Annotated in this window: 12 protein-coding genes; 9 read left to right on the forward strand and 3 right to left on the reverse strand. The window is 63.2% G+C overall.

Annotated elements, in window-relative coordinates; genetic code table 11:
- Positions 1 to 5: 5 nt before the first annotated feature.
- Positions 6 to 1,286 (reverse strand): FAD-dependent oxidoreductase, encoded by a 1,281-nt coding sequence (locus tag EOB80_RS15140; protein ID WP_127328461.1) that lies wholly within the window; start codon positions 1,284 to 1,286, stop codon positions 6 to 8.
- Between the two features lie 238 nt (positions 1,287 to 1,524).
- On the opposite strand from EOB80_RS15140, the gene EOB80_RS15145 reads away from it, so the two are divergent.
- The 5 genes from EOB80_RS15145 to EOB80_RS15165 all read left to right on the forward strand — a co-directional run bounded on the left by EOB80_RS15145 (position 1,525) and on the right by EOB80_RS15165 (position 7,018).
- On the forward strand, positions 1,525 to 2,682 hold the full coding sequence (locus tag EOB80_RS15145) for a fumarylacetoacetate hydrolase family protein (RefSeq protein WP_127328462.1): 1,158 nt from the start codon (positions 1,525 to 1,527) through the stop codon (positions 2,680 to 2,682).
- Between the two features lie 344 nt (positions 2,683 to 3,026).
- Positions 3,027 to 3,962, forward strand: a complete 936-nt coding sequence (locus EOB80_RS15150) for a substrate-binding domain-containing protein (protein ID WP_013532868.1) — start codon at positions 3,027 to 3,029, stop codon at positions 3,960 to 3,962.
- A 114-nt stretch (positions 3,963 to 4,076) separates the two neighbouring features.
- On the forward strand, positions 4,077 to 5,063 hold the full coding sequence (locus EOB80_RS15155) for an ABC transporter permease (protein WP_127269325.1): 987 nt from the start codon (positions 4,077 to 4,079) through the stop codon (positions 5,061 to 5,063).
- 3 nt (positions 5,064 to 5,066) lie between these two features.
- On the forward strand, positions 5,067 to 5,858 hold the full coding sequence (locus tag EOB80_RS15160; RefSeq protein WP_127328463.1) for an ATP-binding cassette domain-containing protein: 792 nt from the start codon (positions 5,067 to 5,069) through the stop codon (positions 5,856 to 5,858).
- A 137-nt stretch (positions 5,859 to 5,995) separates the two neighbouring features.
- A complete protein-coding gene (locus tag EOB80_RS15165) occupies positions 5,996 to 7,018 on the forward strand; it encodes a LacI family DNA-binding transcriptional regulator (RefSeq protein ID WP_127328464.1) in 1,023 nt (340 codons plus the stop codon).
- Between the two features lie 68 nt (positions 7,019 to 7,086).
- On the opposite strand, the gene EOB80_RS15170 is transcribed toward EOB80_RS15165, so the two are convergent.
- Positions 7,087 to 7,533: a PqqD family protein gene (locus EOB80_RS15170; protein WP_127328465.1), complete on the reverse strand. Its 447-nt coding sequence runs from the start codon at positions 7,531 to 7,533 to the stop codon at positions 7,087 to 7,089.
- An 85-nt stretch (positions 7,534 to 7,618) separates the two neighbouring features.
- On the opposite strand from EOB80_RS15170, the gene EOB80_RS15175 reads away from it, so the two are divergent.
- Both EOB80_RS15175 and EOB80_RS15180 read left to right on the forward strand, forming a co-directional pair.
- Positions 7,619 to 8,791 (forward strand): nucleotidyltransferase family protein, encoded by a 1,173-nt coding sequence (locus tag EOB80_RS15175; protein ID WP_127328466.1) that lies wholly within the window; start codon positions 7,619 to 7,621, stop codon positions 8,789 to 8,791.
- A gap of 77 nt (positions 8,792 to 8,868) precedes the next feature.
- Positions 8,869 to 9,681 (forward strand): hypothetical protein, encoded by an 813-nt coding sequence (locus EOB80_RS15180; RefSeq protein ID WP_206516812.1) that lies wholly within the window; start codon positions 8,869 to 8,871, stop codon positions 9,679 to 9,681.
- A 360-nt stretch (positions 9,682 to 10,041) separates the two neighbouring features.
- Here EOB80_RS15180 and EOB80_RS15190 read toward each other — a convergent pair whose 3' ends face one another.
- On the reverse strand, positions 10,042 to 10,632 hold the full coding sequence (locus tag EOB80_RS15190) for a TetR/AcrR family transcriptional regulator (RefSeq protein WP_127320309.1): 591 nt from the start codon (positions 10,630 to 10,632) through the stop codon (positions 10,042 to 10,044).
- A 242-nt stretch (positions 10,633 to 10,874) separates the two neighbouring features.
- On the opposite strand from EOB80_RS15190, the gene EOB80_RS15195 reads away from it, so the two are divergent.
- Both EOB80_RS15195 and EOB80_RS15200 read left to right on the forward strand, forming a co-directional pair.
- On the forward strand, positions 10,875 to 11,129 hold the full coding sequence (locus tag EOB80_RS15195; protein ID WP_127270242.1) for a hypothetical protein: 255 nt from the start codon (positions 10,875 to 10,877) through the stop codon (positions 11,127 to 11,129).
- Positions 11,123 to 14,299, forward strand: a complete 3,177-nt coding sequence (locus EOB80_RS15200; RefSeq protein WP_127270244.1) for a multidrug efflux RND transporter permease subunit — start codon at positions 11,123 to 11,125, stop codon at positions 14,297 to 14,299. Before EOB80_RS15195 ends, EOB80_RS15200 begins: the two co-directional genes overlap by 7 nt.
- Positions 14,300 to 14,313 lie beyond the last annotated feature (14 nt).

A 14,313-nucleotide genomic window follows, 5' to 3' on the forward strand; every position in this document is an offset into this window, starting at 1 on the left:
CCGGGTCAGCGCTCCAACGCATCGAGCAGCCGGTACCAGGCGATGGTCGCGGCGACGCCGACCTGGCGGAAGGCGTGAAACGGGATCGGCCGGATCGGCGAGACCGGGAAAGGCAATTGCCTGGCGTCGCCATTTTGGAGATAGCCGGCGATGCGCTCGCCAAGCGCGGTCATCAGGCCGACACCACGACCCTGGCAGCCGGCCACGGCCAGCAGGCCCTGCTCCGGCTCATGGATGTGCGGCAGATGGTCCGGCGTCATCGCCACGCGGCCGAACCAGCGCTTCTCGATGGCGACACCGGACAGCACGGGATAGAGCCGCCGCAGCGCCCGCTCGAGATGCGCCCAGTCGCTGGCGCTCGTCGGCAACGCCATGCGACCCCGGCCGCCAAGCACCAGCCGGCCGTCGGCGCTCTTGCGGTAGTAGACGAGGATGCGCCTGGAGTCCGACACCGCCTGCCCTTCCGGCAGGATCGTGGCCGCCAGATCGGGCGACAGCGGCGCTGTGGCGATCTGAAAGGAATGCAGCGGCACGATCGTCTGAGCGAGACCGGGGATCAGACCGTCCGTATAGGCGTTTGTCGCCAGCACGACCGCCTTTGCCTGCAATTGCACCCCGTTTTCAGTTGAAACACGCCAAACGCCGGCGCTTTTGTCTAGCCGAACCACCTTCTGGTGTCCGGCTATCCTCACTCCAGCCGCGGTCGCGACCCGGGCAAATTCCAACGTGTAGGCAAGCGGATCGATGACACCGGCGCGGCGGTCGAGCCAGCCGCCGAGATAGCCCTGTGCACCGGTCTTGGCCGCGATCTCCGCTGCATCGAGCAACCGGACGTCGGCACCACGCGCGTGCCATTGCCGGTCGCGGTTCGCCGCCGCCTTCAGCGCGGCCTCGGTGTGCGCCGCCTGGATCCAGCCATTGCGGACGAACGGCACCGCCAGCTTCTCGTCGCGGATCAGCTCGAACACCGCATCGGCGGTCGACGCCGCGAAATTGACGAGCGCCTCGCCGCGCTCCGGGCCAAAATGCTCCAGCAGCCATTCCGGATCGTATTTCAGGCCGGGAATGACCTGACCGCCATTCAAGCCCGATGCGCCCTGGCCGATCTCGCCGGCGTCCAGCACCTGCACCGACAGGCCAAGCCGGGCGGCATGCAAGGCGGTCGACAAGCCCATGATGCCACCGCCAACGATGGCGAGATCGACACGTTCGCCATTGGGAAGCGATTGAAACGTGGAAGCTGTCTGTGGCTTGCGCCAGATCGGATCGGAGAATGCTGTCGCCAAAGGTCACCTGACTGCGCTGCGATTGGTGAAAATCCTAGTCAGAATTTCACAATTTTGAAAGAGCGCCCTGGCTTTCGTCTGTGGACTGCCGCCGAAGACGATCGGAGACCCAGAGTTCCGATCGCCCGCGACGGGATAGACCTTTGACGGGAATCCGGTGAAAGTGCCGCGCCGATCCGGCCAACCCACATTGACGATCACTTCGCCACATTGTCGATCACTCAGAGGACAGAGCGCTATGACGAACCCGACCCACCTGCCCACAGAGGGCCTTTTTGTCGGACGCGCCAGAAGCAGCGATGCCGCATACCCGCTGGTCGTCGCGGTGCGCGATGGCACGGTCTTCGACATCACCTCGCGTGCGGCACCAACCATGCGCGACCTTTGCGAGATGGCTGACCCGGCTGGGCATGTCCGATCGGCCGAGGGCAGACCGATCGGATCGCTCGATGACATCGCCGCCAACAGTTTTGAAACCGCGCGCGATCCAGCAAAACCCTACCTGCTCTCACCGGTCGACCTGCAGGCGGTCAAGGCATCGGGCGTCACCTTCGTCGTCAGCCTGCTGGAACGGGTGATCGAGGAACAGGCGCGCGGTTCGGCTGAAAAAGCCGATGCCATCCGCGCCGACATCGCAGGACTGATCGGCCACGATCTGTCGAAGCTGAAGCCCGGTTCGCCCGAAGCGATGGAGATCAAGGCCAAGCTGATTTCGCGCGGCGCCTGGTCGCAATATCTGGAAGTGGGCATCGGCCCCGATGCCGAGATCTTCACCAAGTGCCAGCCGATGGCCTCGGTGGGCTTCGGCGCCGATGTCGGGCTGCACCCGGTGTCGACCTGGAACAATCCGGAACCCGAGATCGCCATGATCGCCGCCTCCAGCGGCCGGATCGTCGGCGCCACTATCGGCAACGACGTCAATCTGCGCGACGTCGAAGGGCGTTCGGCGCTGCTGCTCGGCAAGGCCAAGGACAACAATGCCTCGGCCTCACTCGGCCCCTTCATCCGCCTGTTCGACGACAAATTCTCCATCGATGACGTCAAGCGCGCCGTCGTGCACCTGAAAGTCGAGGGCGAGGACGGGTTCTCGCTGGAGGGCGCAAGCTCGATGGCCGAGATCAGCCGCTCGCCGGAGGAACTGGTCGCCGCGGCCATGGGGCCGCACCACCAGTATCCGGACGGGCTGGCGCTCTATCTCGGTACCATGTTCGTTCCGTCCAAGGATCGCGGCGAGAAGGGCAAGGGATTTACCCACAAGGTCGGCGACATCGTCACCATCTCGTCGGAGAAATTCGGTGCGCTGGTCAACCGGGTGCGGCTCTCGCCCGACTGTCCGCACTGGACCTATGGCGCCAGCCGTCTGATGCGGGAGCTGGCCAGAGCCGATCTGATCTAGCAACTGGTGTCGTCGACGCCCTGCCAAGCGCTGCGGACCTGGTCCCGTGGGCGTAGGATGGTCGCCGGCGTGACCCTTGTCGGCGCAGGCCGCGTTCGCGCGACCCTAAACAATCACGCCAATTATCCGACAGTCGGAAAATCACCTCAGCTGATGCAATCTGATGGGACCGCTGATGACGCCCCGTCAGGCGCCCACTACACCTGCAGATGGAGGCTTGGCAGATGGAGGCTTGCCATCCGTCGAAAAAGGGGATGCTCTGACGCCTTCAACCGGCGCTGGCAAAAAGACGCGGAACAAGGGACGGATTTTGAACTGACGATCTACAAACGGGAGGAAATCAAATGCTGACACGGCTAAGACTCGTTCTATACGGCCTGTTGGTGGCGCTGATGGTGGTACCAGCAGCGGCACAGGCCAAGACGTTCTACTGGATTTCGCACGGCGGTCCGGCCGATCCGGTCTGGACCTATTTCCTGGCCGGCGCCAAGCAATGGGCCAAGGACACCGGCAACACCGTCAACACCTCGTTCCACAATGGCGATGTCGCCTCGCAGCAGGAAGCGGTTCGCGCCGCCCTCTCCGCCAAGGCCGACGGTATCGTCACGACGAGCCCCGATCCGGGCAGCCTGATCGAGATCGTCAAGGAAGCGCGTGCGGCGAAAGTGCCGATCATCAATTTCAACACGCCTGATCCGAAGGCCGACTTCAACGCCTATGTCGGCGGCGACAATGTCACCTTCGGCAAGCATTGGGCGCAGTATCTGGTCGACAAAGGCCTGGTGAAGAAAGGCGACTTCGTCTGGATGCCGGTCGAAATCCCCGGCGCCACCTATGGCGTGCAGGAAGAAGAAGGCATCAAGAGCGTCTTCGAGCCGCTCGGCATCACCTATGAAATCACGGAAGCCACGCTTGATCAGGCTGAAGTGATCAATCGCATGGTCGATTACCTCACCGCCAACAAGGCCAAGGTCAAGGCGATCATCGGCCTCGGCGATCTCGTCACCGGCTCGATCAAGCGGGTGTTCGACCAAGTCGGCATCAAGCCGGGCGAAATCCCGGTTGTCGGCTGGGGCAACTCGCTCGACACCACCCAGGAAGTGCTGAACGGCTACGTCAATGCCGGCCAGTGGCAGGACCCGCAGGCGACCAGCTATGTCGCGCTTTCGCTGGCCAATATGGCCGCCGGCGGCATTCCTCCGGGCTTCAACGTCATCACCGGCGCGCTCTACGAAAAAGACACCGCGCAAATCTACGACGACATCCTGTCCGGCAAGTAACATCCAATCCTAGCAGTCGCGGCCGCCCAACGGCCGCGACTGGCTCTCCATTTCGCCGAGCCCTTCGCACGCGATGTGCAACGCTCAGCCTTCCACTCATGTCGCGGATTGCCTGTGGAAAATCATTCGCTCGTCCAACGCCTGATCGCACGGCCGGAATTCGGCCCTTTCGTGCTGCTCGTCGTCGAGATCGCCGTTTTCTGGAGTTTCAACCACGACTTCCTGTCGCCGCAGAACATCTCCAACACGCTGGCCTTCACGGTCGAGCTCGGCCTGATCGCGCTGGCGATGACGCTGTTGATGACGTCGGGCGAGTTCGACCTCTCGGTCGGTTCCCTATTCGGCTTCTCGCCGGTCTTGATGTGGACCCTGTTCAACAGCGGCCTGACCTCGCTCGAGGTCGGCTTTGTCGCCGCGCTGCTGGTCGCCGCCTTCATCGGGCTGGTCAATGGCTGGTTCGTGACGCAGCTCAAGATCCCGTCCTTCCTGGTGACGCTCGGCATGCTGCTGGTGGTGCGCGGCACCGCTCTTTTCGTCACCGATGGTTTTCCGCAGCGCACCTGGACCGCGGAAGGCAGCTGGCTGGCGGAAGTGCTGGTCGGCGATTTCTTCATCGGCCCGTTCCGCATCTACATGTCGCTGTTCTGGTTCATCGCCGCGGCGATCGGGCTCGGCTATGTGCTGACGCAAAGCCGCACCGGCAACTGGATCCAGGCGGCCGGCGGCAACCCGAGTGCTGCAAGGGCGCGCGGCGTCAATGTCAGCGGCGTCAAGATCGGCCTGTTCGTGCTGTCGTCGGTCATGGCCTCGCTTGCCGGCGTCATCTCTTCGCTGCGCACTTCCGCCGCCAACCCCAACAGCGGCACTGGCTATGAGTTGGAAGTCATCGCCATGGTGGTGATCGGCGGAACCGCGCTGACCGGCGGGCGCGGCACGATCATCGGCACCGTGCTCGGCATCCTGATCCTGCGCGTGATGCGCAACGGCATTGTGCTGATCGGCGTGCCCGGTCTTGCCTACAACATCTTCATCGGTGCCATCATCCTCGGCATGATGGCCCTGCATTCATGGCTGGAACGCCGGCACCAGGCGGGGACTTGAATCATGGCCGAGCCACTGATCCGCATGACGAACATCCGCAAGTCCTACGGCCGTGTGCAGGCGCTGGAGGATGCCAATTTCCATGTCAATGAACGGGAGATCGTCGGCTTGCTCGGCGACAATGGCGCCGGCAAGTCGACGCTGATCAAGGTGCTCTCGGGTGCCGTTCCGCTGACCAGCGGCGATATCTTCATCCGCGGCAAGAAGGTGAGCCTGCGCAGCACCAGCGACGCCATCGCCCACGGCATTGAGACGATCTACCAGGACTCCGCACTGGTCACGCAACTGTCGATCGCCCGCAATCTGTTCCTCGGGCGCGAGCCGATCAAGCCGCCGCGCTTCCTCAACCGGATGGACCAGGACGCGATGAACACGGTTGCTCGCGACTTGCTCAAGCAGGTCGGCATCTCGAAGAACATCCCGCCGACGACGCCGATCGGCTCGCTCTCCGGCGGCGAGCGCCAGGCGGTGGCGATCGCGCGCGCCATGCATTTCGACAGCGACCTGATCATCCTCGACGAGCCGACCAACAATCTCGGCGTCGCCGAAACACAGGGTGTGCTGAGCTTCGTGCGCAGCGCCCGCGATTCCGGCCATTCCTGCATTTTCATCGCCCACAACATCCACCATGTCTTCCAGGTGGTCGACCGCATCGTTGTCATGCGCCGCGGCAAGGTGGTTGCTGACGACATAGACCCCAAGAAGACCAGCGTGGCGGAGGTCGAACGGATCATCACCGGCATGTCGGACAAGGAGATCCGCGATGCCATCGCCGATGGCAAGCCATCGCACTGAGAATGGTGATGGGCGTCAATCACCCGTCACCTCAGATCGCATCGCTTGTCTGACGCGCCATCGCATGGCGAACAGGATTGCAGCATGAAAGCCACAGTTTCGGATACCGCACGCAACTGCGGGCTGTGGGTTACGGCATGAAAGCCACTGTCTCCGATATCGCTCGTAGCTGCGGGCTATCGACCGCAACGGTCGACCGGGTGCTCAACAACCGGCCGGGTGCGAGTGCGGCCAACCGCCAGCGCGTCATGGAGGCGGCCAAGCAGCTCGGCTATCTGCCGGTCGCCGATCAGGTAACGCTACCCTCGCGGCCCGCCCACCTTGAATTCCTGCTGCCGATCGGCAGCAATGCCTTCATGCGCGATCTCGCCGGGCATATCGAAGACTACGCCGCGCGCCTGCCGCTTGTCGCCTCGTGCCGGATCCACAACCTCGCCGGTATCTCGCCGAACGCGCTGCACAGCGCTGTCGAAAACCTGTCGCTCAGGGCCAATGGCGTCGGCGTGATCGCCGTCGATCATCCGCGTACGCGCAACATCCTGCGCGACATCGTCGATGCCGGCATGCGCCTGGTGACGCTGGTGTCCGATGTTCCGGCGGCACCGCGCGCGGCCTATGTCGGCATCGACAACCGGGTGGCCGGACGAACGGCGGCGCTGCTGATGGGACGCTTCCTTGGCGGCCGCACCGGCCATCTGGCGATGGTCGTCGGCTCACGTTCCTATCGTGGCCACGAGGAACGCGAGATGGGTTTCCGCTCGGTGCTCAGTGAGGAGTTTCCCAATCTGACCGTCAGCAGCGCCGTCGAGGTCAACGACGAGCCCGATGCCAGCTACACCGAGACCATGAAGGCGCTGCACGACGAGCCGGAACTGCTTGGCATCTATTGCGTCGGAGCTGGACATTCGGGCGTTGCAAAGGCGATCCGCGAGGCCAGGCCGAACCGCAAGCCGGTGTTCATCTGCCACGATCTGACCAAGGACACGCGCGGTCATCTCGTCGACGACCTGCTCGATGTCGTTATCGACCAGAATGCGCGGCTGATCGCGGAGCAGTCGGTCATCCGCCTGCTCGGCTCGATCGCGTCGGCAGCGCCCTATCTGACCAAGAAGTTCATCGAACCGCGGCTGATTTTCAAGGAGAACGTGCCGGTGCAGTGACAAGGGCAAATGCCCGCTGCGCCTCTTCCGCTATTGGCAGGTGGGGCCGTCCTGATGATTGACGCAGGTCAGTGAACAGCAGGCGCCAGGTTGTTCAGATCGCAGGGTCCGCCGCTTGGAACGCAGGAGGCTGCTTCTGCCATTGACGGCAGCATAATAGTCGTCACCGCAGGAATCGCAGCGGCCGTGCCGAGACCGATCGCCCTCAAGGCTCCCCTTCGGCTTGTTCTGCCATCAACAAAGGTCGGGGCGGCAATGGGATGCTCCAGGAGGTTGGAGCCGCTCAGTCGCTCCAGTACGGCCCAGACCGCACTCTCCTCGACAGGTTCGTCGCGACCGGATGAAATCGACGCCGCGATGGCCACAACCGAAGTCTCTCCGTCGCAACGTTCCCAGACCTCGGCGGCCAAAGAATTCAGACAGCTCGCCTGAAGAGTTTTGCGATCATAAACAAGCGTTTCGTCCGTCAGCTTGCGAACGACGATATCCTGCGTACGGCTCTTTGGCAGTTGCATGGATGTTCCCCCTGTATAAAGTAATACTAATAGAACCTGCATTGCATGGAAAGGCAAGCGGGCGCCCCTCCAAGAACCGGCTTCGATGATCGTTTCGCAGAAGAACTCCAGCCCTCGCCTCCATGACGGCGCTTTGCTGGCAACGGTTCTTGCTGGCACATGGCGCGAGGAACCGCCCCCGCCGGCCATTGCAGCCGAACAGTTGTCGCGATTGGCGCCGTTGCTGATCGGGTCGGGCACAGCGGGTTTCGTGTGGCGCAGCATGTCGCGCGATGCGGCGTTGAAAGCAGCCGAAGGCGCGTCCGAATTGCGCAATGCCCATCACCATTTCGCCATCCAGGCATTGGTCAAGGGCGAATCGCTCGACGCGCTGGCCACAGAATTTTCTGCCGCGGGGCTCGAACCCCTGGTCTTCAAGGGCTGGGCCATCGCCCGATATTACACCGCACCCCATTTGCGGCCGTTCGGCGATTTTGATCTTTGCGCGCCGCCCGGCCGTCATGCAGAAGCCGCCGCGCTGCTCGGCCAGCACATTTCCGGCACCTTGCGCCACGACAATCAAGGCCTCGTGCACCTGCCCAACAATTTTCAGGTCGAGATGTCTTCAGGTCTCGCTGCAACGGTCGACCTGCATGCGGATCTCAAGAAGTATCGCTGTCCTTCGCTTGCGGCCGTTTACGGGCGCTCGATCCCCGTCAGGCTTTCGGGTGGCACGGTGCGTGTGCCGGCGCTGGAGGACCATCTGCGACTGGCCATCCTGCATTTTCTGCGCCACGGCGGCTGGCGGCCGTTGTGGCTCACCGACATAGCGGCGATGCTGGAGAGCGCGACCGGCGATTTCAACTGGGATCTGTGCCTTGGCGAGGAGCCGCATGTAAGGCGGTGGATCGCCTGCATCTTGCAGCTTGCAGGCGATCTGCTCGGCGCCCGTATTGAGCACGTCCCGACCTCATCCCGCATCGCCGATATGCCGCGCTGGATCGCGAAGACCGTGCTCAACGAATGGCGGGCGCCATTCGCCGCGCGACAGGCGGTGCGGCCGCTCGGCGACGCGATCGCCGATCCGAGGCTTTTTCCAGGTGAGCTTGTTCAGCGCTGGCCGAACGCGATCCGGGCGACCGCCGATCGCGACGGCCCGTTCGACGCGTCGACACGTCTGCCCTATCAACTGGCGAGTTTCACTGCGTCGGCCTGGGGACGCGTTGCGCGAACCTTTGCCGGTCCGGCAGCTACATTGGTGGAAGATGGCAAGGTTTAGCGTTCATGTCTGATGTCTCGACCTTGCCGCGGCTCGCAAGCCAGGCGCTGACGCCGTGCTGGGACAATCTCAACAAATTGACGTGGATCGACGGCTTTGCCTTCACCAGCTACGGCGTCACTCTCGGCGTGCGCGTCAGCGATCCGGCCTTGCTGCCAATGTTACGATCCCGGCTGCCGCGCGACGCCGAGCCGTCCGATGCCGATGTCGTCGAACGGTACTTTTCAATGATCCTCGGGGGCACCAGGCCCGGATCGCGGATTCGTGCTTTCAATATGCTCTATCTCGACCATTCGCAGGCTGCCCGCTCGCACAGGGTGGACGACGTGCTCGATGCGTTTGAATCATGGAGCCAGCTGTCGGTCGCCGAATTCGCGCCGACGCGCATCTTCGTCCATGCCGGCGTCGTTGGTTGGAAAGGCCGTGCAATCCTCATTCCCGGCAAGACGCAAAGCGGCAAATCCAGCCTGGTCGCAGCACTCGTCAAGGCCGGGGCCAGTTATTATTCGGACGAGTTCGCGGTCCTTGACGAAACCGGCCGTGTCCATCCGTTCGCCAAGCCACTCTCGATGCGCGCCAGTCCGACGGCACGCCAACATAATGTAGCAGTGGAGGACCTGGGAGGACACGTTGGCGTGGAACCACTGCCTGTCGGCCTTGTCGTCATAAGCCAATATAAGGCCGGCGCGCGGTGGCAGCCGCAGACATTGTCGCCGGGCCTTGGTCTCCTCGAATTGCTGGCGAACACCGTGTCGGCCCGGCGGGCCGCGGAGCGTGCACTGGCAACGCTGGAGGGGGTTGTATCAAACGCGCCTGTGATCAAGTCCGAGCGGGGTGAGGCGAAAATGGCGGCCGCGAGAATTTTGCAGGTCATGGAAGCCGGAGCTTGAGCAGCAGGGCGGCATCGGCAGAAGTTTTCCATCTCGATGTTTTGCACAGATCTCCGCTATTTACGACAAGTCGGGGTAGCTGCCGCAAATCTGCACAGCAGCTATGCAAGTTTCTTTGTTGCCGAATCGTTGGGCAACTCGTAGGTTCTGGTTGTCGGCCATCTACTCCTCCCAGATGCGATGCCGACGCTGAATGGGGTGCACCTCCTCCCGCGCCACATTCGAAAATCGAGCCCGCTGCCACCTCCTCCCGGCAGCGGGCTTTTTTCGTTTGGCCGACAGGGACGGCGGCACAGCGACACCGAAGCGCGCCCAGTCATCACGCGATGAATGGCGCACATGGACAGGCGACAGGTCACCTCAACCCGCGGCGGCGCCCCGGAAAGAAACGATCAATCCTTCAGCCATGCGCACGAACTGCGTGCTCGGACCTTCCGACCCCACGGTCTGCACGCTAACCCGCGCGCCCTCGAGCAGAAGCGACAGCGTATCGGCGAGCAGTTCAGCCTGGCCGATGCCCGCATCCCGACATAGCGTCACAAGGCGCTCGCGCTGGGCTTCCTTGAGCTCCTTGATCACCAGCCTGGCCGGATGGTCCGGCTCGGTCAGCTCAGCGGCGGCGTTGGCCATGTCGCAGCCGCGCCCGTCCGCATTGAGCATGGCAGCCGCCTTGCGAACCCAGGCATGCAGCTGGGCAAGCTTGTCACCAGGAAATTCGGCCTCGAACGCATCCCACATAGCGCCCGCCTTGGCCGCATTGGCGCGCAGGCATTCGACGATCAGTTCGTCCTTGGATTCGAAGTGACGATAGAGCGTCATCTTGTTCGTGCCGGCAGCTTCGGTGATGGCGTCGACGCCGACACCCTTGATGCCATGCTTGTGGAACATGTCGCGTGCCGTCTCCAGGATCCGATCCCGGGGACGAGAGCGCTCCACGATGCCGTCTGTCATCATGATCTCCTTTCGTTTCCAAAAAACCCTCGGCCACCTCTTGACTAGGGTGTTACCGGTCTGTAACTTCCAGAATGTTACTTACTGGTAACACCTATATCGTCCACCGTCAATAACAAGGCCGTGAACTGGCCCTGCCGACGAGAGGGACAAGAAACTGCCAATCATGCGGCCTCGGCCGGTGAAAAGATGAAAACGGTTCGCGAGCACGTGCTGCGAATCGACAGACAAGGAGCCGGCCAATGCCACAGCGCCGCGATCTTACCATAGATGAAGCCGTCCGGGATCCGATGATCCGGCTGGTCATGAGAGCCGATGGCGTCGACCCGCGCGCCTTCGAGACGATGCTGCGCTCGCTTGCCGACGCGCAGCGCAACGAGGTGCCGTTGCTGCATTCGCGGGACGACCTCGGTGACAAGCGCGGTCAAAGACTGTCCAGCGTCGCCAGCGCCTTCGGGCGGGCAAGAGCAGCCGGGGAGGCTTGCGTCTCGTGGTAAACTTTTTCATCCACCGTCCGATCTTCGCCTCGGCGATCGCCATCATCATGGTGCTCGCCGGGTCGATTTGTTATTTCCTGCTGCCCGTCTCGCAGTTTCCCGACATCACACCGCCGCAGGTCGTGGTCAGCGCCCACTATCCAGGCGCCAGCGCGCAAGTGGTGGCCGATACGGTGACAACGCCGCTGGAGCAGCAGATCAACGGCGTGCAGGGGATGACCTACATGTCGTCGACGAGCTCCAATGACGGCTCCTCGACCATCACCATCACCTTCGATGTCGGCTATTCGCTGAGCACCGCCGCCGTCGACGTGCAGAACCGCGTCTCGCAGGCCGCCTCGTCGCTGCCGGCGATCGTCAACCAGGGCGGCGTGACGATCAAGAAGCAGAACCCGAACTTCGTCCTCATCGTCAACCTGACTTCGCCCGACAGTTCGGTCGATCCGGTGGCGCTGAGCAACCTTGCCTATCTGCAGGTGGTCGATCCGCTGAAGCGCCTGCCCGGCGTCGGCGATGTGCAGATCTTCGGCGAGCGGCGCTATTCGATGCGCGTCTGGCTCGATCCTGACAAGCTCGCCAATCTCGGCATCACCGCGGTCGATGTGCAGAACGCCATCGCCGAGCAGAATGTCCAGGTGGCGGCCGGCAAGATCGGCCAATCGCCGGCACCCGCCGGCACCGCCTTCGAGATGCAGGTCAACGCCGTCGGCCGGTTGAGCGATCCAAAGGAATTCGGCGACATCGTCGTGCGCGCCAACACCGACACCGGCTCGCTGGTCAGGCTGCGCGACGTCGCCCGCATCGAGCTCGGTGCACTGCAATATTCGTCGTCGGCCTTCTTCGGCAAGGACCCGACCGTGGTGCTCGCCGTCTACCAGATGCCCGGCTCCAACGCGCTCGATCTGCAGCAGCGCGTCAAGGACAAGATGCAGGAGCTGTCGGGCCGCTTCCCGAAGGGCGTGTCCTATGCAATGCACTACGACACGACGCGCTTCGTCTCGGCGTCGATGCATGACGTGCTGATCACGCTCGGCGAAGCGCTGGTGCTGGTCGTCGCCGTGGTGTTCCTCTTCCTGCAAAGCTGGCGCACGACGATCATCCCGACCATCGCCATTCCGGTGTCGCTGGTGGCGACGCTGGTCGTCATGGAGATGCTCGGCTTCTCGCTCAACATGCTCTCCCTGCTCGGCATGGTGCTGGCGATCGGCCTCGTCGTCGACGACGCCATCGTCGTGGTTGAGAATGTCGAACGACAGCTGGAGGCCGGACTCAAGCCGCTTGCGGCGACCAAGGCCGCCATGCGCGAGGTCACCGGACCGATCATCGCCACCACCGCGGTGCTGATGGCGGTGTTCGTGCCGGTCGCCTTCATTCCCGGCGTCTCCGGCAAGCTCTACAACCAGTTCGCGCTGACGGTGGCGATTTCCGTCGGCATCTCGGCCTTTAACTCGCTGACGCTCAGTCCCGCGCTCAGCGCGGCCTTCCTGCGGCATCGCGGCGAGACGCAGTTCGCCCCGTTCCGCTGGTTCAACACCGGCTTCGACAGGCTATCGCACGCCTATGCCAATGGCGTACGCATTCTCATCCGCTTGCGCTGGATCATGCTCGGCCTGTTCGCGGCCGGCCTGGTCGCCACCTACTTCGTCTGGCAGCGCCTGCCCTCGACCTTCCTTCCGGTCGAGGACCAGGGCTATTTCTTCGTCGTCATCCAGTTGCCCGACGGCGCGTCGCTGGAACGCACCGACGCGGTGGCGCAGAAGGCGCGCGACATCCTGCAGGCGACGCCCGGCGTCGAGATTGTCGGCTCGATCAGCGGCCTGAATTTCCTGACCAGTGCGGCGCAGTCGAATTCGGCGGTCGAATTCGCCATCCTGAAGCCGTGGGAGGAGCGCGGTCCCGACCAGAGTGCATCGAAGCTCGTCGCCGATGTGCGCGGCAAGCTGATGCAGATTCCGGAAGCTTTCGCGCTGAGCTTCGATCCGCCTTCTATCCCGGGTATCGGCACCACAGGCGGCTTCGAATTCGTCGTCGAGGATCTGACCGGCCGCGGCAGTTCAGCCCTCAACGATGCGACGCAAGCCGTGATCGCCGAGGCGCGCAAGCAGCCCGAAATCAACCCGCAGCAGCTGTTCTCGCCATTCTCGACCTCGACGCCGCAGTTCAACTACGACCTCGACCGCAGCAAGGCCAAACTGCTCGGCCTCAATCTGCCCGATGTCTTCAACACGCTGCAAATCTATCTCGGCTCGCTCTACGTCAACGACTTCAACCTGTTCGGCCGCACCTTCCGGGTGACCATTCAGGCCGACAAGGATGCACGTGCGGGTGCCGCCGACATTTCGCGGCTCTATGTGCGCAATGCCTCCGGCGGCATGGTGCCGCTCTCGACGCTGGGCAAACTCGTGCCCTTCGTCGGCCCGGAGACCGTGCCGCATTACAACAACAATGCCTCGGCCTCGATCAATGGCGGTGCCGCACCCGGCTTTTCCTCGGGCCAGGCGGTTGCCGCGATGGAACGGGCCGCCGCCATTGCGCTGCCAAGGGATTTCGGTTTCGAATGGACCGGCATCACCTTCCAGGAGCTCAAGGCAGGATCGATCGCGTCCGTCGTCTTCGGCCTCGCCATCGTCTTCGTCTTCCTGATCCTGGCGATGCAGTATGAGAGCTGGGCGATGCCGTTCATGGTGCTGTTGGCGGTGCCACTGGCCCTGTTCGGCGCCTTCGTGGCCCTGTTGCTGCGTGGCATGCAGATCGACGTTTACTCGCAGATAGGCTTCGTCATGCTGATCGGCCTGGCGGCCAAGAACGCGATCCTGATCGTCGAGTTCGCAAGGCGACGGCGCGAAGAAGGCCTCAGCATCGTCGACGCGGCGATGGAGGCGGCCCGGCTCAGGCTGCGGCCGATCCTGATGACGGCCTTCGCCTTCATCCTCGGCGTGCTGCCGCTGATGTTTGCGACCGGCGCCGGTGCGGCAAGCCGGCAGTCGATCGGCACCACCGTGTTCGGCGGCATGGTCGCGGCGACCATCCTGTCGCTGGTGTTCGTGCCGGTGTTCTACGCGGTCATCGAGCAGCTGCGCGAACGCCGCGGCAATGACGAGCCCGCCTCTCAAGACAATGAACCAACGACTGAGCCCGCCTTGCGCCCCCTGGCGGAAGCGGCCGAATAAGATTGGAGACTGAT

The sequence above is a fragment of the Mesorhizobium sp. M7A.F.Ca.MR.245.00.0.0 genome (assembly GCF_003997415.1).
Classification (GTDB): Bacteria; Pseudomonadota; Alphaproteobacteria; order Rhizobiales; family Rhizobiaceae; genus Mesorhizobium.

Coding starts and splice junctions, on each gene's coding strand:
- EOB80_RS15145 (WP_127328462.1), top strand. CDS start 1,525: ATGACGAACCCGACCCACCTGCCCACAGAGGGCCTTTTTGTCGGACGC.
- EOB80_RS15165 (WP_127328464.1), top strand. CDS start 5,996: ATGAAAGCCACTGTCTCCGATATCGCTCGTAGCTGCGGGCTATCGACC.
- EOB80_RS15195 (WP_127270242.1), top strand. CDS start 10,875: ATGCCACAGCGCCGCGATCTTACCATAGATGAAGCCGTCCGGGATCCG.
- EOB80_RS15190 (WP_127320309.1), bottom strand. CDS start 10,632: ATGACAGACGGCATCGTGGAGCGCTCTCGTCCCCGGGATCGGATCCTG.
- EOB80_RS15160 (WP_127328463.1), top strand. CDS start 5,067: ATGGCCGAGCCACTGATCCGCATGACGAACATCCGCAAGTCCTACGGC.
- EOB80_RS15175 (WP_127328466.1), top strand. CDS start 7,619: ATGATCGTTTCGCAGAAGAACTCCAGCCCTCGCCTCCATGACGGCGCT.
- EOB80_RS15150 (WP_013532868.1), top strand. CDS start 3,027: ATGCTGACACGGCTAAGACTCGTTCTATACGGCCTGTTGGTGGCGCTG.
- EOB80_RS15170 (WP_127328465.1), bottom strand. CDS start 7,533: ATGCAACTGCCAAAGAGCCGTACGCAGGATATCGTCGTTCGCAAGCTG.